The sequence below is a fragment of the Exiguobacterium sp. s91 genome (assembly GCF_018618915.1).
GTDB lineage: Bacteria > Bacillota > Bacilli > Exiguobacteriales > Exiguobacteriaceae > Exiguobacterium_A > Exiguobacterium_A abrahamii.
The window spans coordinates 1,359,320-1,377,556 of the sequence record NZ_JACSMZ010000001.1; the positions used below are offsets into that span (position 1 = coordinate 1,359,320).

Sequence of the window (18,237 nt, forward strand, 5' to 3'; positions counted from 1 at the left end):
TCGGAATAGTATGAATTAAAGATATATGACTAAAATTTTTTATCTTCTTTTTATATATCCAGACAACGATAGGATGAAACGTTATTTCTCTAAATATTCTTATCCTACACCTCTTTTTTAAACTTGTCTTTTTCTTCCGACCTGCTATACTCAAATCAAAACTTATTAAACTTTTTTAATAAGTGATGTAGATTGGAGGTCTTTGTTTGACTGAACTCATTTCACTTACACGTCACGCTTTTTTAGTCGACCATCTGGATACGATCCCTGCGATTCGTCAAGTCTTGGATGTCAGTTTTCCGACTGCGAGCAAACAGATCGATCAGATGATCGCTGCTCTTGAAATTGAAGAGACACCACTTGAATTGGTTCGCGGAGGGCGTCCGGCAAAACGGTATCGCTATCGCGCGGATCGCTTCCACGGACTCGCTCTATATCTCGAACGCACGTATCTGCAGTATCGCATCCACGACGTCGGTGGACATCTGATCGCAACGGATCGCCTGAACTTCGATTCGTCGGATCATGGATCTGTTTTGTCGGATCATGGATCTGTTTTATCGAAAACACTGACAACATTACTCGACGATCATCCATCTATTCAAACGCTTGCGATTGGTGTCGCTGGTGCCGTTGATACAACCGGCACGATCCTATTCGCCCCAGATTATCCGACGCTTGACGGTCGCCCCTTGCAAAAAGAACTGACGGAACGGTTCGAGCGACCCGTCATCGTCGAAAATGATATGAATGCAGCGGTTCGTGCCCAAGCTTCTGATAACGAGACGACCGTCTATATGTATCTCGGAACGAACGGACCGGGAGCCGGTCTCGCCGTTTCAGGTCGTGTCGTCCGAGGAGCGCATCACTTCGCTGGAGAGATCTCGTTCATCCCGTTTGACGACAAGCGAAATGTCGGTCAAGTACTCGCAACGACTGCACCACACTCTGACGATTGGTATGAGGCATTATGTCGAATCATTCTCTCGTTTAGCGTCACTTTGAATCCAGATGTCATCTTGTTTACGGAGTCCGATGTCTCGGATGACGGATTAGCACGGTTGACGGAACGATGCGCCAAGCGCTTTCCGCTCGACAAATTACCTCAATTGAGGAAAGGCGACTGGGAAACTGATTACTTAGATGGTCTGATGCAACTGAGCATCCAGTCATTCATTGAACAAATTCCGTTAGGAGGTCTCGCCCGATGACCCGTCTACTATTACCTTTGATTTATCTCGCTTTCATCAGTCTTGGTCTGCCGGATGCATTACTCGGTACAGCGTGGCCTGTGATGCGGCTCGATCTCGACGCACCGCTCGACATGGCAGGCTGGCTCTTCATGACGATCGCTGCCGGAACGATCGTTTCGAGTCTGTTTAGCGGTCGCTTGATCGAACGTTATTCAACGGGTCCGATCACGGCAGCTTCTGCTGGTTTGACGGCACTGGCATTGATCGGTTTTTTCGTTGCTCCCTCCTTGATTTGGCTCTTCGTCCTTGCGATCCCGCTCGGACTGGGTGCTGGAGTTGTTGACGCGGCATTAAACCACTTCGTTGCCACCCATTATCAAGCGCATCATATGAACTGGCTCCATTGCTTCTGGGGCATTGGTGCGACAGCTGGTCCACTCATCATGGCTGGCGTATTGCTCGATTCCGGTTGGCGTGTTGGTTACCTCGTCGTCGGCGTATTGCAACTTATTTTGATGATTATCTTGATCGTCAGCTTACCACTCTGGAAGCGGGCTCCGAAACACGTGTCCGAACAGGTTCAGACCGTGAATACGTCTTCTGGAAAACCACGTGGATTGATTGCCGCTCTCGCAGCGTTTTGCTTTTATTGCGGCGTCGAGGCGGTCGTCGGGCTGTGGGGCAGTAGTTATCTTGTCCAAGTCCGGTCCTTTTCCGTAACATCAGCAGCGACGTGGATTTCCGTCTACTACGGAAGTATCACCGTGGGTCGATTCATTAGTGGTTTTCTGTCGCTGCGCTGGTCGAATCGTCGTTTGATTCGTGTCGGTCAATGGACGGCATTCGTCGGAGCCGCCTGTTTCATCCTCGCACCCGCTGCCTGGATGCCGCTTGGTTTCGTACTTGTCGGGCTTGGTCTCGCACCGATTTATCCGGCAATGCTCCATGAGACGCCGGTTCGCTTCGGGGAGGCTGCGGCGCAACGGCTGATGGGGGTACAAATGGCATTCGCCTATACCGGTAGTACCTTCATGCCGCCATTGTTCGGCTGGCTGGCGACGTCCTATTCCTTATCGTTGTTCCATTGGTTTACGATCAGTCTCATCTTCTTGATGCTGGTCGCTACGGAAGGGTTGAACCGGATGTTGTTCAGACAGCGATTGGCAAAAGCGTCTTGAAAAAAGGAGGAATGGAGATGAAGATTGAACATATCGCCCTCTGGGTGGCAGACCTTGACGGGATGCGTCAATTCTACGAAACACATTTTGATGCTACGGCAGGCGATCGGTATCATAATCCGACGAAAGGGTTCACATCGTATTTCCTGACGTTCTCGAGTGGTGCGCGCCTTGAGTTGATGCAACGGACGGATATCACGGAACGGACGATGAATGCGCTCGGGTATGCCCACTTCGCCTTTTCGCTCGGCAGCAAACAAGCGGTCGACGACTGGACGGCTCGGTTACAGGACGCAGGTGTACAACATCTTGACGGTCCCCGGACGACGGGTGACGGGTATTATGAAAGTACGATCACGGACCCGGAAGGTAATGTGATCGAGTTGACGATCTAATGATGAAACGAAACAATCCCTCATTCTGATTAGAGTGAGGGATTGTTTGTTGCTCGATGACTGCTCAATGGTTTCCTGCTTGTTGGTATGTTTCGTGACGAGCTGGTGTATGACACGCGTTCATTCAGGATATCTTTAGACGACTTATTTAAAAAACTCTTTCACTGTAAACATTTATAATGATACGCTTAAAAAAACCAAATTATGACTATGTGTATTCATTTTACGAGGAGGTAGTTTATGCGAAGGCATTTGGGATGGATCTCAATCGGCATCGTGGTTTTCACTTTCCTTACTGTTAAGCTCTTACCGTTCAATGGTTTTTGGGGTACGAACTATATGTTAGCTGGACTATTGCTTGCGATAGTGTGCGCCATCATAAGTCTAAAAAACACGGGGAAAATCCTTGCATTAACATTGCTCACTTCTCTATTGGTTTTTTTTATTTTTTCAGTGATCGGCTTCTTAGCACTAGCTTGAGCGTTTTGCGAACCGATGAAAAGACGGTTGATGATCAATTAATATCATTACGATATTTCTTCTTAAACACGTCATAAGTTGCTGAATCACCGAACAGAAGGAAACAACCGCGATCATCATAGATATTCATGACGATATTTCGATCTACGTTCACGAAAAAGACTTCCGGATAGTATGTATACGTTTGACGAAATCTTGGCTGCAGCGTCGGGAAATCCTGATGGCAAATCGCTTTGATTACACGCTTATAATCCAACGCGTTTTTGTTCGGTAATAACACGGCATATTCGGATACCCGCTCTTCTTCATCCATCATTTTCTCTACGAACTTTATGTTGTATTTATCTTCTTTACGTCTTAAGTGACGGAACACTTTCGTCGCTGACTTTTGATACTTACCGCGCTCACTTCTCACATGCACGACGAAAAAAAGGGGGTCCACTTCTCGGAATAGATCCTTAAACAGTTCGTTCGATTTTTCGTATGCCTGTTTGAAGTATTCCTCATTGATTTCATCTGAATTTTTCTTTAACTGATAAAGATTTTTCACTAAGTCTACGTGAATTACTAAATCCTTCTTGACGAAGGAACGATCAAATAAGTTCACATTCCCAAAATGTTGTTGTAAGTATTGTTCGAAGTTCATTCCAAAGCTCCTTTATTCTGATGAGGACAGATGTACTGTTTTAAATAACTACAATCGCATGTTGCAGGACGAATCGATTTAATGATCGATACAATAAGTGTAGAAAGGAGGATAAGAAGATGATCATTGATACATTATCGAATCATCCTGAACAATTAGAAGTGGTTTCCACAATGATTCATACCGAATTCGTTCAAAAGAAAAAAGGGACGGCACCTTATGAAAAAGTAAAAGCATTTTTAGACAAAAAAACAAGTGAACCATATCCTATGACGTTCGTTGCCTTAGATGATGTCACGTGTATCGGAACCGTCTCCCTCTTTGAAAATGACTTGAACGAACGACTAGCCTATACGCCTTGGCTCGCTTCTTTATTCGTTGAAAAAGTCTATCGGAATCAAGGAATCGCGCAGCAACTCATCAATCAATTAATCGTCTACGCCAAATCACGACAGATCACTACAATTTATTTAAAAACAGAAAACGCTTCAGCATATTATATAAAATTAGGTTGGACATTGGTCGAGACGATCGAGACAACGGATCCACCCATACATATTTTTTCATACACGATTGATGAGAATTGATATCTTCATATGAACGACGAAAGCCATTTCGATGTTAATTGTCTTAAGGGATTTCTCATTATATTTTAAATGATTAAGTTCTTGCTGACGTGGACAAAACTATTTCTCTTTCTTGAATCGGTCATTCGAATTGGAATAGACGACTGCAAATACAATAAGAAAGAATAGTAGCATGATACCCAAAGTAAACAAAGAGTGATATCCAAACAGCTCGCTCCCAGCGATCAACAGGATGCTAAAACAAATGCCGTACATGATCTTACCCATGAATTGACATAGGGCGACTTCGTCATAATCTTGTTTCTTACTTTCAGACAACGTATTATATCCTGCAAGCAATGATGCGCCTTTTCCTTTCGATAGAACGATAGCAAACACCAGCAGAGGAGCAAGGATTACAAAATAAATAATGGATTCGCTCATGACCATCCGCTCCTTTCTCTCGTTTTAATGTATGACGCGTATCAATTCATTAACGCTTTTACATTCCTTTAAGTTTCATAATCTTTTTGAATTACCCACTGGATAATATGTTTGTCTCTTTTACTATCATTCTTAAGTTGAATGATTGACTCATTTTTCTGTTTTTATAGACCGATTTCTCAACCTTCTATTATAATTAGGTAATGATTGGATTTTTTTACTTACATATGGAATAAAAAACATTCATTCAAAGGAGGGTTCATCCATGACTGAATCGGTACATATTTTCAGCCACACTTCACTTCAGTTGATGATTGATGCAAGGTCCATCATAAGACAGTACATCTTACCACGGGAGGGGTTTGCCGATGCTTAAGTTCATCTGGAATTCCTGGTGGCGTAATAAAGAGCGATTCATCCTGCTACTTGTCGGCGTTCTGATCGTCAGTACTGGACTGAGCTATTTGATCGGAACGACGCAAGCCAATAACGGAACCGTCGTCGATGAACTGCAAAAACGCTGGGCCTCCTCTTACGACATCGTCGTCCGACCAGAAGGTAGCCGGAGCGTGACGGAAGACTTAAAGTTACTCGAGCCAAACTACATGAGTGGTCTCGATGGTGGCATCACGCGTAAACAATACGAGACAATCAAAAAAATGACTGACGTCGAGGTTGCTGCCCCCATCGCGATGATTGGGTATAACCAAACACTTTCGAGTATCGGTACGCATACGATTGATCAAGAAGGGATTTATAAACTGACGATCAAAGACACGCAAGACACCGGGTTACAGAACGAATCCTCGAGTGGCGTCACCTTCTTAGCAGCGGGATGGGAACCTACAGAAAATGCAGTAAAATCAGGCGTGTCCCCCCTTCCACTTGGAAAGCAGCCTCTTTTTGAGTATGGGAGTCAAGTCATGATTGCAGGGGTTGATCCTGAGGCGGAAGCCGCACTCGTTGGCTTAGATAAAGCGACGACCAAAGGAACCTATAGTAACTATTTTTCAAAAGATGATCAAGTCACCTCGTTTGGTGAAGATGGTGTCCAAATTCCGATCCTGTTGAACAATCGTGAATACGTGGACGCGTCGCGCATCTACACGTACGAAAAAGTAGAGCTTCCGTCGAAAGAGACATCCATTAACGATCTGGTACAACAAGTCGAACAAAAAGGCGGAAATAAATACTTAGACTCTTTACCGACAAGTGGTGCGAAACGTTATACGATCACGACACAAGATGTCCAGAAAAAGCTCGTCAATGATATTTTAAAACATACGTTACCGACTGCTGAAGAGACGAACAGTAATTCCTTTACGTGGATTGCCTTAAAACCGTCTCCGATCGACTACCGCTCGATCAAAAGTCCGTACGCATCACGTTGGCCGTTCACCTATCAAGTCCAACCGAAACAAGTCGAGCAAGATTCCTTACTCGCTAAACGCAGCATGTACCGGGAAGCGCGGATGTTCGGAAAAGAAAGCACGGACTGGCCAAAGGTCAACTTGAACTACATCGGGGTCTTTGATCCGAAAAAATTGAACATCTCGAAAGATCCGCTAACGGAACTGCCGATGGAGACGTATTTCCCGTCAAAAGCCCAGTGGGTCATGGATAAGAATGAACGTCCCGTCAATCCGGTTCGAGACGTTAAACCGACGAATGATCCGTACGATTTCCTGACGAAACCACCATCGATGCTGACGACGCTTGATGCTGCGTTTAAGATTCGTGGTGACAAAGCGATCTCTGCCATCCGCGTCAACGTCAAAGGTGTCGAGACGATGAATGCTGCTAGCGAGAAAAAGCTCCAACAGGTGGCGACAGAAATCGAACAGAAGACAGGTCTAATCACGGACGTGACCCTCGGCTCGTCACCGCAGCTCGCCTTAACCTATTTACCGGGACTAAAAGACGAATCAGCACTCGGGTGGGTTCAACAACCGTGGATTAAGCTCGGCTCGTCGATTGCGATCTTTCAGGAAGCAAAAGTCGGGATGAGTGGCATCATCGCAAGTGTCATCGCTGTCGCCCTCGTCTATGTCTTCAGCTCGAACATCATTTTGCTGTATGCACGAAAGAAAGAATTCGCGATTTTACTATCACTCGGTTGGCGTCCGCGCCAGCTGTCAAAACTACTGTTCCTCGAAGCCACGCTGCTCGGGACACTCGTCGTCTTGATTGCCTGGACGATTCTCGGTTCGTTCTGGGTCACGACGGACAACCCGATTGCAATCGGTCGAATTTTATTGATTGGTCTTGCTGGTTTACTTATTTACTGGGGTGGAACGCTCGTGCCGATGACGCTCATCCGTCGGATCAAACCGTACGAAAGCATGCGTTTCGGTGAAGTCTCAAAAGGTCGCCGTTTCGTCCGCGCGCGTAGCGTGCTTGGGATGAGCATCAACCAGCTCGTCACCTACTGGCAACGGACATTACTCTCCGTCGTCGCGATTGCCTTACCGACGAGTTTGTTCATATTCTTCTTGTTTATCACGTTCCGACTGAAAGGTGTTTTGTATGCAACGTGGCTCGGCGAATATGTCGCACTCGAAGTCGGGACGATGCACTACGTCGCGATGGGTGTCGCTTTACTGATTGCCATCCTGACGACGACCGAAATAATGTGGCAAAACGTCAATGAACGGAAAAGTCAGCTCGCCGTCCTTAAAGCAACAGGCTGGCAAGACGGTCAAGTTCGTTTACTCGTACTAAGTGAAGGCATGATGACAGGGCTCTGCGCTGGTGTGATTGGTCTTTTGACAGCACTTGGAATGATTGGCTTCGTTTACGGACAATTTCCGGTCCAAGAGCTTGGTTTCCTCAGCATCATGCTCTTGATTCCGGTGATCACGGGTCTGTTAGGTGCCTTGCTCCCTGCCGAACGTGCCGTCCGGATTACACCGAATGCTGCACTCGGCAGTATCGTCGAAAATACGCAAGCAACAGAACGGCGTTTCAAATGGACAATTGGATCCATCGCCGCTTCCTTGTGTATCGGAGTGGCAAGCCTATTCTTGTTCGCCTCAACGGAATCCTCGACGACTACAACACAGAGTGCTCCTCAACAACAGACGAGCGGACATAAATTAAAGGATTTGGCTTCTGATGCAAAATCATCTGATGACAAGAAAACAGGTGATCAAGAGGCGGCAATTAAAAAACTAATGGAGAAAGGAGTTATTCAAACCTATCTGGGTGATCCGAAAGCAAAATATGAGCTATTTTATGCTAAATCACTCGTTCCAACACCAAAAGAACTGAATTTAAAGGAAAAGCTTGGTTATCGGTATGTCACAATTCCTGTCTTTATGTACAACTCGGATATACAAAGTAAAGGTGCATATTCAACTTACAGACCAGGAACATTTACGCTGACCTCGCTAGAAGGTAAAGAATATTCTACCGTCGATTATGTCAATCATAATGAAAAAGCATTTAAGAACGGCTATCAGTACTTCGCTCCATATAAGTCACTTGTCGACTTAGTCTATCAAGTTCCTGACGATCAAAAGGTATTTGTTCTTTATGCATCAGATGAGGCTTTTCCAAAGGATACGACAGTGAAGATTGAACTCGATTAAAATGAACAGAATATGAATATAGTCCTTAACACGTAAATGAGAGTAGCCTCTGTTTCATCATCGAAACCGAGGCTACTCTCATTTTTTACTAAAAAAGATATGTATGGGTGTAACTCACAATGTATCGTGCACGCGCATCCGTTCTAATTCTTTTTCTTGATTCTCTTTAAGCTTCTTTCGACCACGCGACCATTGTTCCCACAGTGAAATCATGCCGACTCCTAAAATCAATACATAGGCTAAAAAACTATTGTATCTACCATCAAAGTAACGCCATGTCAGGAAAATCACTAAAACGATTGGCATGATGATACCGAGATACGGATTATGACGACTCGATAAAAAATATTGTATTCCTAAACAGATGCTGATAATTAGAGCAGAAATGAAAAAGTTCATTCGCTGTTACCCCTCTCAAGTCGATATTTTTCGATGATTTTTTTGGCATCTTCAATCGTGATCCGGTCTTCGATAGCCATTTGTTTAATGTATGCGATGAACGGTTCATTCTCGATTTTCTCATTCACTTCGATTTTCTGAATGATCCGATCGACGCGAATCCGGACTGTGGGATAGGAGACATCATAATGTTTCGCCAGTTCTTTCAAAGAACCCGAGCTTACGATGAATTTTTTAACGAATTCCATCTCTTCCAATTCTAGAGATAAAACCCAATCTGGAACATCATCTTTTTTCATTTACCATTTCCCTCCCATGTCACCATAATAGCATCCAATTAAATAAAGTTAAAGTATTTTTGATATTAATTAAACATTTAACCAATAAATAATTAAAATATATTCATTATTTCGCTTGTCATAGTGATTCGAGTCATGGTAGTTTAGGATTGTCAAATCGGAAAAATAAGGAAAAGGAGTGTTTTACTTGAAAAGAACAACGGAATACATATTTGCTGTCATCGGTATCGTCTTGTTTGGATCATTATGTTTAGGTGGGTTTCTATTGTCTGGATCGATTGCGGATCACGCTGGCATAAAGGAGTTGGTCGATCAATTCATCCAGGATGAGAACATTACGGATGTCACGTCTACCCAAATCCTCACATCCTTCCAACAATTCTTCTTGTACCTTGGTGCCGTCTCTCTTTTATGTACGATAGGCGGAATCGTCTCAATCGTCCGGATTCGCAAAAACGGTTCAGCAGGAAAGATGTTGATCATCACTGCAATTCTTGGTGGGATCTTTACATTACTCGCCGGTGTCTTTGGTTCAATCGCTTATTTGATCGCCGGTATCACTAACGTCACGAAGAATAAAAAGATAGCACGGCAATACTAAACTCAAACAGAAAGGTGTGTCGATATGTTCGCGATTACACTTCGAGAATTTAAATCGCTTTTCCAAAGTATTCGAGCCATCCTGATCATCGTCGTCTTGTTCGGTGTGACGATTGGTTCCGCTAAGCTTGTCAGCCAGTTCAAAGGACAACTTAGTGATCTCGGTCTAGGTGACAACGCCTATATCATCGGTTTGATGCTACTTCTGTTCTTAGCATCTCCTTTATTCGTGACGAGTATTTCTCATAGTAGCGTCAACAAAGAGATTGAATCGAAGACGATTCGTTTTCTTGCGACGAAAACTTCTCGTGAGAACATCATTTTCGGGAAGTTTTTAGGCAACGTTTCGTTTTGGGTCCTCTGTCTGACAGTCGCTCTCTTGTTGATCGTTCCATTTTCAAAATCGTTCCCGATCGTCGATTTGATCCAGAGTATCATCTTCGTCTCTTACTTCATCGGTCTGTCGCTGTTTCTTTCGACAGTCGTCAACAGCTCTGCAATGACGATGTTCGTCGGTATCTTCATCTCGATCGCGCTTCCGGTCATTGGGATGTGGAGTCTTATTTCGAAGAATGTCATCGTTGATACGTTGTCTTACTTGACGCCCTATTATTACTACACGCAAGAAAACACTGCATACACGTATCTTGTCTTGATCCATATCGCCGTCTTCGTCATCGCGAGCTTGATGATCTTTAAAAGGAGAGATTTATGATGCTAGCCCTTCGCGCAACCAATCTAACGAAACAGTACGGCAATAAGACCGTCGTCAACCAGTTGAATCTCGAAATCAAACAAGGGGCCATCTTCGGCTTCCTGGGTCAAAATGGCGCCGGTAAATCAACATTCATCAACATGATCACGGGTCTTGTCCGCCCGACATCCGGAACGTTCGAGTTACTCGGAGCGCCGAACGATTCCTTGAAGGACGTCCGGACCCGAATCGGCGTCCTGCCGGATTACTCGACCTTTTACGAAAACTTCACGGCGCTCGATCACTTGAAGTATTTCAGCAAAGTCCTCGGTCTGAAGACGACGACGGACGAGTTAAAGCAACTCCTCCGTGATGTACAACTCGAAGACGCCATCGATGTAAAAACGAAGAACTACTCCTTTGGGATGAAAAAAAAGCTCGGGATCGCCCAAGCCCTGATTAATCGACCGGAAATCCTATTTTTAGATGAACCGACGTCTGGCGTTGATGCCAACTCGATTCTCGGGATTCATACTTTGATTCGTAAGATCGCAGCAGACGGAACGACGATTTTCTTAACGTCTCATAACTTGGACGAGGTCGAAAAACTGTGTACGGAGATTGCGATCATGCAGGACGGAACGATTCAGACGCAAGGCACGATGGAGGAGTTACGGGAACAACATGAAAAGAACATCACCGTTCACGTAAAACATGCACCGCTCGACAATGATACACAACAACATCTGCAGACCAAGTTGTCGACACTTGCGAAAGACGTCAACGTCTCCTCTACTCACTCGACGTTCATCGTCCAAAGTGAACACGATATTGCTACGATCAATAGCTATCTCGTCTCACAACACGTTAACGTGTATCGACTTGCAGTAGAGGAAGCGTCGTTGGAAGAGATCTTCTTGAATTTAGGTACAGAAATCCGCTCGGCGTAAAGTGAAAAACATGCCTCATGATGAATTAAACAAAAACTTCTATACAACAATCCCCCTCATTCCAATTACGAAATGAGGGGGATTGTTTTGTTTTCTTTCATCCGTTCAAGCCGCCCGCTCTCTCCGTAAGAGATACAGAAAGTACGGTACACCGATGATTGCTGTGATCAATCCGGCTGGTACTTCAAGTGGCGGATGAATTCCGCGACCGAGCGCATCAGCGACGACGAGTAACCCACCGCCGAGCAACAGCGCCATCGGTAAGACAGCGAGGTGTTTATGTCCGACGAGACGACGTGCCATATGTGGGGCAATCAGACCGATGAAGCCGATTGCACCGACCGTCGCAACGGCAACACCGGCTAGGACGACAGCGAGCGCCAAGAAGACGTGCCGCGTCCGCTGAATTGGTAACCCAAGACCGATACTGACTTCTTCACTAAGTGATAAGATATCAAGTTGACGATGGCGATAGAAGAGGATCGCACCAATCACGACGAGGACAGGTGCTAAGATCATCACTTCCTGCCACCCTTTCCCAAATAGACTTCCGGCAAGCCAGACGAGTGAATCGTTCGTCTGGAGTGGAAATTTAATCAACAGGTATTCTGTTCCCGAGGCACAGATCGCACTGACAGCGATACCAAGTAACGCAAACGAACTGCGGGAGACGTTTCCTCCCCGCTCAAGCATCATCAATGCCAGCATGACGATTGCTGCTCCGATGAAGGCGGCAATCGGTGTCAACAAGAGCGGACCATCCGGCACTAAGGCAATCGTCAAAACGGCGAACAGAGACGCTCCGTTCGTCACCCCAATCACGTCCGGTGAGATCAATGGATTGCGGATGACACTTTGTAAGATGACTCCAGCAAGAGCGAAACTCGCTCCTGCTAAAAAGGCGAGGACCGTTCGCGGCAAGCGGTAATTTTGGACGATGAAGGCATCCTTTCCACCGAAGAATGACTGCCAGAGTTCCGTTACCGATAACTGAATCGATCCGACCGACAGTAAGGCGAAGCTCGTGACAAGAACTAAAACTGCGACAAGTAGAATCCGACGCATCTCTCTCATCGTAATCCCCCTTTCATCTGGCGGCGTGCCAAGATAAGGAAGAAGGGTGCCCCGAGCAATGAAGTCACGATGCCGACTGGTGATTCATACGGATAGGCGATGAAGCGCGCCAGGACATCAGCGTACGTCAACAACAGACCACCGATGACGGCAGAGACGGGTAAGACGATCCGGTAGTCCTCACCAACAAGGCGACGCGTGATATGCGGCACCATCAGACCGATGAAGCCGATCGCTCCGGCAACGGCAACCGTTACCCCTGCGAGTAACACGACACTGATACCCGCAAGCAGACGGATCCGCGTCACTTTTTGTCCGAGTCCGACCGCGACGTCTTGCCCGAGTTGGAAAACGGCGAGCGACTTCGCGAGACTTGCCGCAAGAATCAAACCTGCGAGCGACCATGGGAGAACGATCCGGAGTTCGAGCCAGCTTGCGTCACTGAGCGAACCGGACAACCAGTACAAGACGTTCGTGATCCGGTCGTTGAACAAAATCAAGCCTTTCGTTAGCGACGTCAACAAGAGATGAATCGCCATCCCGACGAGGGCGAGTTTTAACGCCGTCATCCCGCGAATCGAAGCGAACGAAAAGACGAGCACGCCACCGAGCAAGGCACCGGCAAAGGCGAAGTAAAGCAAGTTCGCCGTCCCGAGTGACGGAAAGATGAGCAGGCTTAAGACGACGAGAAACGACGCACCGGCGTTGACACCAAAGACTTGTGGTGAAGCGAGCGGGTTCCGCGTCACAGCTTGCATGATTGCTCCAGCGACGGCAAGATTCGCTCCGAGCAACAACCCGAGTAAGAGACGCGGCAACCGCAGATTCGTCAGGACGAGTCCCGCTTTAGAGGTCGTACCACTGATCCACTCCTGCACTAAGTGGACCGGATTCATCTGTGTGATGCCAAAGAACAAGCTACTATAAACGGCCAAGCAACTGAGTAAGATAAGTACGAAAATCAGACGTTTCCGCTGCACCGGATCTTTCCCCTTTCATCAAGACGAAAAGCCAGATTGCTCCGGCTTTTTGTCGTTCGTTATTTCTGTTTGAGCAATTGAATTGCTTCGTCAACGATTTGTTCAGCAGCGTCCAGACCACGGTAACGTGTCCAGAGGTCACGATTGACTTCGTAGACTTCTCCGTTTTTGACCGCTGTGATCTGATTCCAGAGCGGATTATCCTTCCACTCTTTTAGTAACTTCGGATCGGCTTCCGCCATGAAGATGACGTCCGGATCCCACTTGACCATCTGCTCTAACGTGATCGTCACGGTCGGTTCCGCTGTTTTCGTAACGGCATTCTCGATACCAATCTTCTCGAGCAACTCACCGTCAAACGACGTCTCACCGTGTGCTGTCAGTGAATCGGCGCGGAAGACACCGACCATGACTTTCCGGTCATCTTTTGGATCAACCTTCTTCTTCGCTGCCCGCAAGCGCTCTTCATGAAGCGCAAGGCGATCGTCCATCTGTTTCGTTTTGCCGACCGCTTCAGCAATCGTCTTGAACGAATCGATGTTCTCTTCATATGTTGCATTGCGACTCTTCAAGATGATCGTCGGTGCAATTTCTTGCAATTGCTTGTAAATTCCTTTATGACGATTGAAGTCGCCGATGATCAAGTCCGGTTGCAAGGAACTGATCACTTCAAGATTCGGTTGTTGGCGTGTACCGACTTCCGTGAACTCGATGTCTTTTCCGAGTAATCCAGAGACATCCGTCTTGTTTTCTTGTGCAATCCCGACCGGTGTGATGCCTAGTTCGTCTAACGCATCAACGAACGAGAATTCGAGCGCGACGACCTTCTTCGGCTTTTCCGGTACTTTCGTTTTTCCTGCTTCGTGCGTAATCGTCCGCGTCTTTTCGTTCGATTGCTCTGCTTGACTAGAACAAGCCGCAAGCATCAAACTGCTCAACACGAGGAGCGTCAACGCTGTCATCCAAGTTTTCCGTCTCATGGTGAGACCTCCTTTGATTCGTGATTCGACATTGAGAATCATTCTTAATTAATCCTGTCTCAGCATATCAAAGATTTCCATCGAACAAAAGGGAAATCCTTATTTTCAGATAATATAGGCTAACATTCACATTCTCTGAAGCAATATGGGATAATCAGGTAGTGAACAAAGGAGGGATCAGAGATGGATTGGATGAAAGACTTAGAACAGCGAATTGAGTTTCCGCTCGATGCAATCACGTTTGATCAGTTACCTGACTTACTCGAAGCCTTCGCCTACCAGTTACCGTTCGAGAATACGACCGTCCTTGAGAAGCGAATCCGTCCGTTTAGCGACGAGCGCTTCATCGAGACGTTTCTGACAGAACGACGCGGTGGTGTCTGTTATGACTTAAACGGACTGCTGCACCGGGTCCTGCAGGAACTAAATTGTCCCGTTCGACTCGTTCAAGCGACTGTTTACGATACGAAGTCGGACGCCTGGTCAGCGACCGGACCGACCCATGTTGCGGTCATTTGGAATGAAACGCACTTGCTCGATACCGGCTTCGGCGTCAATTTACCGCTCGTTCCTGTTCCGTTGAGTGGGGAGACCGTTGATTCCGCAAGCGGCAGTTACCGGATCATCAATGATGACACACTTGAGATGAAGCGGACGGGACAAGCGAAATTTGTGACAGGTTACCGGTTCGACCAAGAGACACCCATTACAACAGATGACTTATCGAAGATGGAACAGATCATCCAGCAGAGCGACGCTTCGCCGTTCAATAAAGGTCGCCTCGTTGCAATGCGGACGCCGCGCGGACAAAAGACGTTGACTGAGCGGACGTTACGGATTGAAGAAACGACGACGACCGAGTTACCGGTCGCAGGTCCCGCCCAATTCGAGATGCTGTACAACACACACTTTTTAGGACGGGAGTCGTAAATCATGGATCGTTATACACTTTGTTTAATCCGACACGCAGACCACTTTTTACTCGTCAATCGGCAAAAACGTCCGGCGATGGGCATGTGGAATGGTGTCGGTGGTAAGATCGAACCGGGCGAGACACCGGAAGCCGCCGTCATCCGCGAGACGTTTGAAGAGACAGGCATCACGCTCACCTCAGTGACATCAAAAGGCATCGTTCGCTTACATGGGGAAGAGACATCTGGCATGTACCTCTACCTGGCTGATTTAGAAGATCGTCCGTTTCCAACACCGGTCATGACAGTTGAAGGAATCCTCGATTGGAAATCACTCGACTGGATTTTAGGCGACGATAACATGGGTGTCATCAGCAACCTCCGGCACTACCTACCGATTGTTCTGTCGACCGAACACCCGTTACTGCATGACTTCCATTACGATGGACATACAATCACGGCATACGAGACACATGAATTAATTGAGACATAACACAACATCCCCGCTTGTCCTTTCGGACAGGCGGGGATGTCTCGTTAGAATAGATGTAAGCCCGTCACGATGACAGCAACGATAACAATGCCCGGTAACAAGTTCGCGACGCGGATCTTCGTGATTCCGGCGAGATTGAGACCGATCGCTGCAATCATCACCCCACCGGTCGCCGTCATCTCCAAGATGAATTCTTGCAGCGCGGCGTCGGGAATGAACTTCGTGATGGCAACGGCACTCAGTGCAATCGCCCCTTGATAGATAAAGACGGGAATCGCTGAGAACATGACGCCGATCCCGAGCGTTGAACTGAGGACGAGCGCCGTGAAGCCGTCAATCAACCCTTTCGTATAGAGGACATCGTGATCCTGACGCAGTCCACCGTCGAGCGCACCGAGGACACCCATCGCTCCGATGACGAAAATCAACGTCGCGGTGACGAAGCCTTCGGCGATATTTGATGGACGACCGCGACTGATCTTACGCTCGAGCCAAGCCCCCATCCGGTCGAGCGTCTCATCGAGGCGGAACCATTCTCCGATCGCACCTCCGAGAACAAGACTACCGATGACGATCAAAAAGTTCGTGCTTTTCATTCCCATCTGGATCCCGAGGACGACGACGGCTAGACCAATCGCTTGCAAGACCGTCTCCTTCATCCGTTCCGGAATCCGGTGGAACATCAATCCGAGCAACGTCCCGACGATGATCAGGACGGTATTGACGAGTGTACCTGTTAAAACCATCTGACAGCCTACTTTCTCAATTGATTTTTCTTTTAGCGGGACGGACGACCGTCCGCTCCGCCTGATTCAAGCTATGCAACGTCATCCCGAGCATGACGAGGATGATCCCGAATGTCGCGAGTCCCGTCGGTAGTGCCGCATGGAGAAACAAAATCTCCCCGAGAACGGTAAAGACGATCTCAAACGACTGGGTCGCCTCGATCGCGGCTAACCGGACCGGTTCCGTCCGGACGAGCGACGTCGCGTAGAAAAAGAGCGATGTCGCGATGACGCCCGAGAATAAGGCGACGAAGCCGGACTGAGTCACTTGACTGACACTCGGCAAACCGACTTGTATGTAAGCAATCACCGAGAGAACGATCCAAAACGGTAGACTCGCGATCGTCATTCCAAGGATCCGCTCGAATACATCGAGCTCATCCCCATACCGTTCCATCATCTTCCGGTTACCAAGCGGATAGGCAATCGCAGCGACGAGCACCGGCAAGGCACCGAACAGTAAGGATTGTAGCGATAGACTTCCTGCGACGGATAACTGCATGACGACGACCCCAAGGACGATCAAGACGGAATACTTAAGGGCCGACCACGGAATCCGTTGCTTGAACAAGGGAGCAAGCAGCGGTCCGGCTAGGATCGTCAATTGCCACGTTCCGGCAATCAGCCAGCCCGGCGCATGATCGGCAGCAAGACAGATGCTACCGTAAAACAGTCCGAAACCAATCGTTCCGTATAGTAACCAAAAACCGAAGTCGGCTCGCAGTGCCTGTAAGACGCGACCAACTCCCCGACGCATCAAGACGATGACGACGAAGAACGGCAACATCAAGAAGAAGCGAAGCGACGCACTGTAGATCCAGTGCCCCCCTGCTCCTTGCATCGATTGATTTAAGATGAAGGTGACGGCAAAGAACATCGCCGCCAAGATCCCATAAATGATTGGTCGCATCAGCGCTCCTCCTTTAGTGTCGAGACGAGTAAACGTCCGAGCCCGTTCCAGTTATGTTCCGTCGCCTGGACGAGCTGCTCGACATCCCGTTGTTGACATGCAATCAAAATCGCCGCATGATCGGCAATCGATTGACGACCGAGTCGATTGAACTGGGCGTATTCGAGCCGGCGGATCAGCGGCGTCAATCGGCGAATCGTTTCACGTAGCTGAGCGTTCTGACTGCGCAACACAAAAACATCGTGAAAGGCATCGTCAAGCGTCAGCGCTGTCTCCGTCTCCTGTTGGTCGATTGCCGTCGTGAACTGTTGGTGAATCGTTTGAAGTTCCATCAAGTCGTCTTCCGTCAATTGCGGTCCCGCTAGACGCGCTGCTAGCCCGTGCAGTGTCGCGATAATCGGATAGGTTTGCTGTGCCTGTTCAGCATCAAGCTCCGTCACGATCGTCCGCGAGCCCCGTTTCGCAAAAATCAATCCCTCCTCCTCGAGTCGTTTCAAGGCTTCGCGAACCGGCGTCCGGCTGACACCGAACATTTCCGCGAGCGCTTGATCGTTCACCTTCTCACCTGGGGCGAGGCGTAAAGTGATAATGTGATGCTGTAAACGTCGATATACTTCCTCACTGAGAGGAAGTCGTGCAATGGCTAAATCATCTGTAGGTTTCATACAAG

At 47.6% G+C, this 18,237-nt stretch carries 20 protein-coding genes; 10 read left to right on the forward strand and 10 right to left on the reverse strand.

From position 1 onward, the window contains the following. The first annotated feature begins 206 nt into the window (after positions 1-206). The 3 genes from KNQ06_RS06990 to KNQ06_RS07000 are packed head-to-tail and all read left to right on the forward strand — an operon-like array spanning position 207 to position 2,766. Entirely contained in the window at positions 207-1,211 is a 1,005-nt protein-coding gene (locus KNQ06_RS06990) for an ROK family protein (protein ID WP_215147683.1), read from the forward strand. Next, positions 1,208-2,371, forward strand: a complete 1,164-nt coding sequence (locus tag KNQ06_RS06995) for an MFS transporter (RefSeq protein ID WP_215147685.1) — start codon at positions 1,208-1,210, stop codon at positions 2,369-2,371. Before KNQ06_RS06990 ends, KNQ06_RS06995 begins: the two co-directional genes overlap by 4 nt. A gap of 17 nt (positions 2,372-2,388) precedes the next feature. Beyond that, complete coding sequence (locus KNQ06_RS07000) at positions 2,389-2,766, forward strand: VOC family protein (RefSeq protein ID WP_214769983.1); 378 nt, start codon at positions 2,389-2,391, stop codon at positions 2,764-2,766. A gap of 514 nt (positions 2,767-3,280) precedes the next feature. Here the strand turns inward: KNQ06_RS07000 and KNQ06_RS07005 are convergent. Next, the gene (locus tag KNQ06_RS07005; protein ID WP_215147687.1) at positions 3,281-3,892 is read right to left on the reverse strand and encodes a DUF3885 domain-containing protein; all 612 of its coding nucleotides are present in this window, start codon (positions 3,890-3,892) and stop codon (positions 3,281-3,283) included. Positions 3,893-4,011: 119 nt separating this feature from the next. Between KNQ06_RS07005 and KNQ06_RS07010 the strand changes: the two genes are divergently transcribed. Continuing rightward, complete coding sequence (locus tag KNQ06_RS07010) at positions 4,012-4,479, forward strand: GNAT family N-acetyltransferase (protein ID WP_215147689.1); 468 nt, start codon at positions 4,012-4,014, stop codon at positions 4,477-4,479. 99 nt (positions 4,480-4,578) lie between these two features. Here KNQ06_RS07010 and KNQ06_RS07015 read toward each other — a convergent pair whose 3' ends face one another. Then, on the reverse strand, positions 4,579-4,902 hold the full coding sequence (locus tag KNQ06_RS07015) for a DUF3784 domain-containing protein (protein ID WP_214769977.1): 324 nt from the start codon (positions 4,900-4,902) through the stop codon (positions 4,579-4,581). 368 nt (positions 4,903-5,270) lie between these two features. On the opposite strand from KNQ06_RS07015, the gene KNQ06_RS07020 reads away from it, so the two are divergent. Further along, positions 5,271-8,492 (forward strand): ABC transporter permease, encoded by a 3,222-nt coding sequence (locus tag KNQ06_RS07020; RefSeq protein WP_215147691.1) that lies wholly within the window; start codon positions 5,271-5,273, stop codon positions 8,490-8,492. Between the two features lie 114 nt (positions 8,493-8,606). Here KNQ06_RS07020 and KNQ06_RS07025 read toward each other — a convergent pair whose 3' ends face one another. Together KNQ06_RS07025 and KNQ06_RS07030 are read right to left on the reverse strand one after the other, a co-directional pair. Beyond that, positions 8,607-8,891: a hypothetical protein gene (locus KNQ06_RS07025; RefSeq protein WP_050677872.1), complete on the reverse strand. Its 285-nt coding sequence runs from the start codon at positions 8,889-8,891 to the stop codon at positions 8,607-8,609. Next, on the reverse strand, positions 8,888-9,190 hold the full coding sequence (locus tag KNQ06_RS07030) for a DUF2089 family protein (protein ID WP_215147693.1): 303 nt from the start codon (positions 9,188-9,190) through the stop codon (positions 8,888-8,890). Before KNQ06_RS07030 ends, KNQ06_RS07025 begins: the two co-directional genes overlap by 4 nt. A 187-nt stretch (positions 9,191-9,377) precedes the next feature. On the opposite strand from KNQ06_RS07030, the gene KNQ06_RS07035 reads away from it, so the two are divergent. The 3 genes from KNQ06_RS07035 to KNQ06_RS07045 are packed head-to-tail and all read left to right on the forward strand — an operon-like array spanning position 9,378 to position 11,434. After that, positions 9,378-9,791 carry a DUF4064 domain-containing protein gene (locus KNQ06_RS07035; RefSeq protein WP_215147694.1) on the forward strand — a complete coding sequence of 138 codons (414 nt, stop codon included), beginning with the start codon at positions 9,378-9,380 and terminating at the stop codon, positions 9,789-9,791. A 24-nt stretch (positions 9,792-9,815) separates the two neighbouring features. Continuing rightward, positions 9,816-10,505 carry an ABC transporter permease gene (locus tag KNQ06_RS07040; RefSeq protein ID WP_149427320.1) on the forward strand — a complete coding sequence of 230 codons (690 nt, stop codon included), beginning with the start codon at positions 9,816-9,818 and terminating at the stop codon, positions 10,503-10,505. Then, entirely contained in the window at positions 10,505-11,434 is a 930-nt protein-coding gene (locus KNQ06_RS07045; RefSeq protein WP_215147695.1) for an ABC transporter ATP-binding protein, read from the forward strand. Before KNQ06_RS07040 ends, KNQ06_RS07045 begins: the two co-directional genes overlap by 1 nt. Positions 11,435-11,539: 105 nt before the next feature. Here KNQ06_RS07045 and KNQ06_RS07050 read toward each other — a convergent pair whose 3' ends face one another. From KNQ06_RS07050 to KNQ06_RS07060, 3 genes are read right to left on the reverse strand one after another with little or no spacing between them, the layout of a single operon-like run. Next, complete coding sequence (locus KNQ06_RS07050; RefSeq protein ID WP_215148265.1) at positions 11,540-12,499, reverse strand: FecCD family ABC transporter permease; 960 nt, start codon at positions 12,497-12,499, stop codon at positions 11,540-11,542. 5 nt (positions 12,500-12,504) lie between these two features. Further along, a complete protein-coding gene (locus KNQ06_RS07055) occupies positions 12,505-13,488 on the reverse strand; it encodes a FecCD family ABC transporter permease (protein WP_064300928.1) in 984 nt (327 codons plus the stop codon). Between the two features lie 59 nt (positions 13,489-13,547). Then, positions 13,548-14,414, reverse strand: a complete 867-nt coding sequence (locus KNQ06_RS07060; protein ID WP_483299330.1) for an ABC transporter substrate-binding protein — start codon at positions 14,412-14,414, stop codon at positions 13,548-13,550. A 237-nt stretch (positions 14,415-14,651) separates the two neighbouring features. Between KNQ06_RS07060 and KNQ06_RS07065 the strand changes: the two genes are divergently transcribed. After that, complete coding sequence (locus KNQ06_RS07065) at positions 14,652-15,398, forward strand: arylamine N-acetyltransferase family protein (protein ID WP_215147696.1); 747 nt, start codon at positions 14,652-14,654, stop codon at positions 15,396-15,398. A 3-nt stretch (positions 15,399-15,401) separates the two neighbouring features. Further along, positions 15,402-15,872 (forward strand): NUDIX hydrolase, encoded by a 471-nt coding sequence (locus KNQ06_RS07070; RefSeq protein WP_149427316.1) that lies wholly within the window; start codon positions 15,402-15,404, stop codon positions 15,870-15,872. Between the two features lie 44 nt (positions 15,873-15,916). Here the strand turns inward: KNQ06_RS07070 and KNQ06_RS07075 are convergent, their stop codons facing one another. Genes KNQ06_RS07075 through KNQ06_RS07085 form a run of 3 tightly spaced genes read right to left on the reverse strand, consistent with a single transcriptional unit; the run spans position 15,917 to position 18,232 of the window. Continuing rightward, positions 15,917-16,618 (reverse strand): DUF554 domain-containing protein, encoded by a 702-nt coding sequence (locus KNQ06_RS07075; protein WP_149427315.1) that lies wholly within the window; start codon positions 16,616-16,618, stop codon positions 15,917-15,919. Positions 16,619-16,634: 16 nt separating this feature from the next. Next, positions 16,635-17,567 carry a DMT family transporter gene (locus KNQ06_RS07080; RefSeq protein WP_215147697.1) on the reverse strand — a complete coding sequence of 311 codons (933 nt, stop codon included), beginning with the start codon at positions 17,565-17,567 and terminating at the stop codon, positions 16,635-16,637. Continuing rightward, a complete protein-coding gene (locus KNQ06_RS07085; RefSeq protein ID WP_149427313.1) occupies positions 17,567-18,232 on the reverse strand; it encodes a GntR family transcriptional regulator in 666 nt (221 codons plus the stop codon). The genes KNQ06_RS07080 and KNQ06_RS07085 overlap by 1 nt, the downstream gene beginning before the upstream one ends. Positions 18,233-18,237: the final 5 nt, after the last annotated feature.

Bases quoted from the DNA above. Each gene is read 5' to 3' on its own strand.
- KNQ06_RS06995 (WP_215147685.1), top strand. From the start codon at position 1,208: ATGACCCGTCTACTATTACCTTTGATTTATCTCGCTTTCATCAGTCTT.
- KNQ06_RS07000 (WP_214769983.1), top strand. From the start codon at position 2,389: ATGAAGATTGAACATATCGCCCTCTGGGTGGCAGACCTTGACGGGATG.
- KNQ06_RS07005 (WP_215147687.1), bottom strand. From the start codon at position 3,892: ATGAACTTCGAACAATACTTACAACAACATTTTGGGAATGTGAACTTA.
- KNQ06_RS07010 (WP_215147689.1), top strand. From the start codon at position 4,012: ATGATCATTGATACATTATCGAATCATCCTGAACAATTAGAAGTGGTT.
- KNQ06_RS07015 (WP_214769977.1), bottom strand. From the start codon at position 4,902: ATGAGCGAATCCATTATTTATTTTGTAATCCTTGCTCCTCTGCTGGTG.
- KNQ06_RS07020 (WP_215147691.1), top strand. From the start codon at position 5,271: ATGCTTAAGTTCATCTGGAATTCCTGGTGGCGTAATAAAGAGCGATTC.
- KNQ06_RS07025 (WP_050677872.1), bottom strand. From the start codon at position 8,891: ATGAACTTTTTCATTTCTGCTCTAATTATCAGCATCTGTTTAGGAATA.
- KNQ06_RS07030 (WP_215147693.1), bottom strand. From the start codon at position 9,190: ATGAAAAAAGATGATGTTCCAGATTGGGTTTTATCTCTAGAATTGGAA.
- KNQ06_RS07040 (WP_149427320.1), top strand. From the start codon at position 9,816: ATGTTCGCGATTACACTTCGAGAATTTAAATCGCTTTTCCAAAGTATT.
- KNQ06_RS07045 (WP_215147695.1), top strand. From the start codon at position 10,505: ATGCTAGCCCTTCGCGCAACCAATCTAACGAAACAGTACGGCAATAAG.
- KNQ06_RS07050 (WP_215148265.1), bottom strand. From the start codon at position 12,499: ATGCGTCGGATTCTACTTGTCGCAGTTTTAGTTCTTGTCACGAGCTTC.
- KNQ06_RS07060 (WP_483299330.1), bottom strand. From the start codon at position 14,414: ATGCTTGCGGCTTGTTCTAGTCAAGCAGAGCAATCGAACGAAAAGACG.
- KNQ06_RS07065 (WP_215147696.1), top strand. From the start codon at position 14,652: ATGGATTGGATGAAAGACTTAGAACAGCGAATTGAGTTTCCGCTCGAT.
- KNQ06_RS07070 (WP_149427316.1), top strand. From the start codon at position 15,402: ATGGATCGTTATACACTTTGTTTAATCCGACACGCAGACCACTTTTTA.
- KNQ06_RS07075 (WP_149427315.1), bottom strand. From the start codon at position 16,618: ATGGTTTTAACAGGTACACTCGTCAATACCGTCCTGATCATCGTCGGG.
- KNQ06_RS07080 (WP_215147697.1), bottom strand. From the start codon at position 17,567: ATGCGACCAATCATTTATGGGATCTTGGCGGCGATGTTCTTTGCCGTC.
- KNQ06_RS07085 (WP_149427313.1), bottom strand. From the start codon at position 18,232: ATGAAACCTACAGATGATTTAGCCATTGCACGACTTCCTCTCAGTGAG.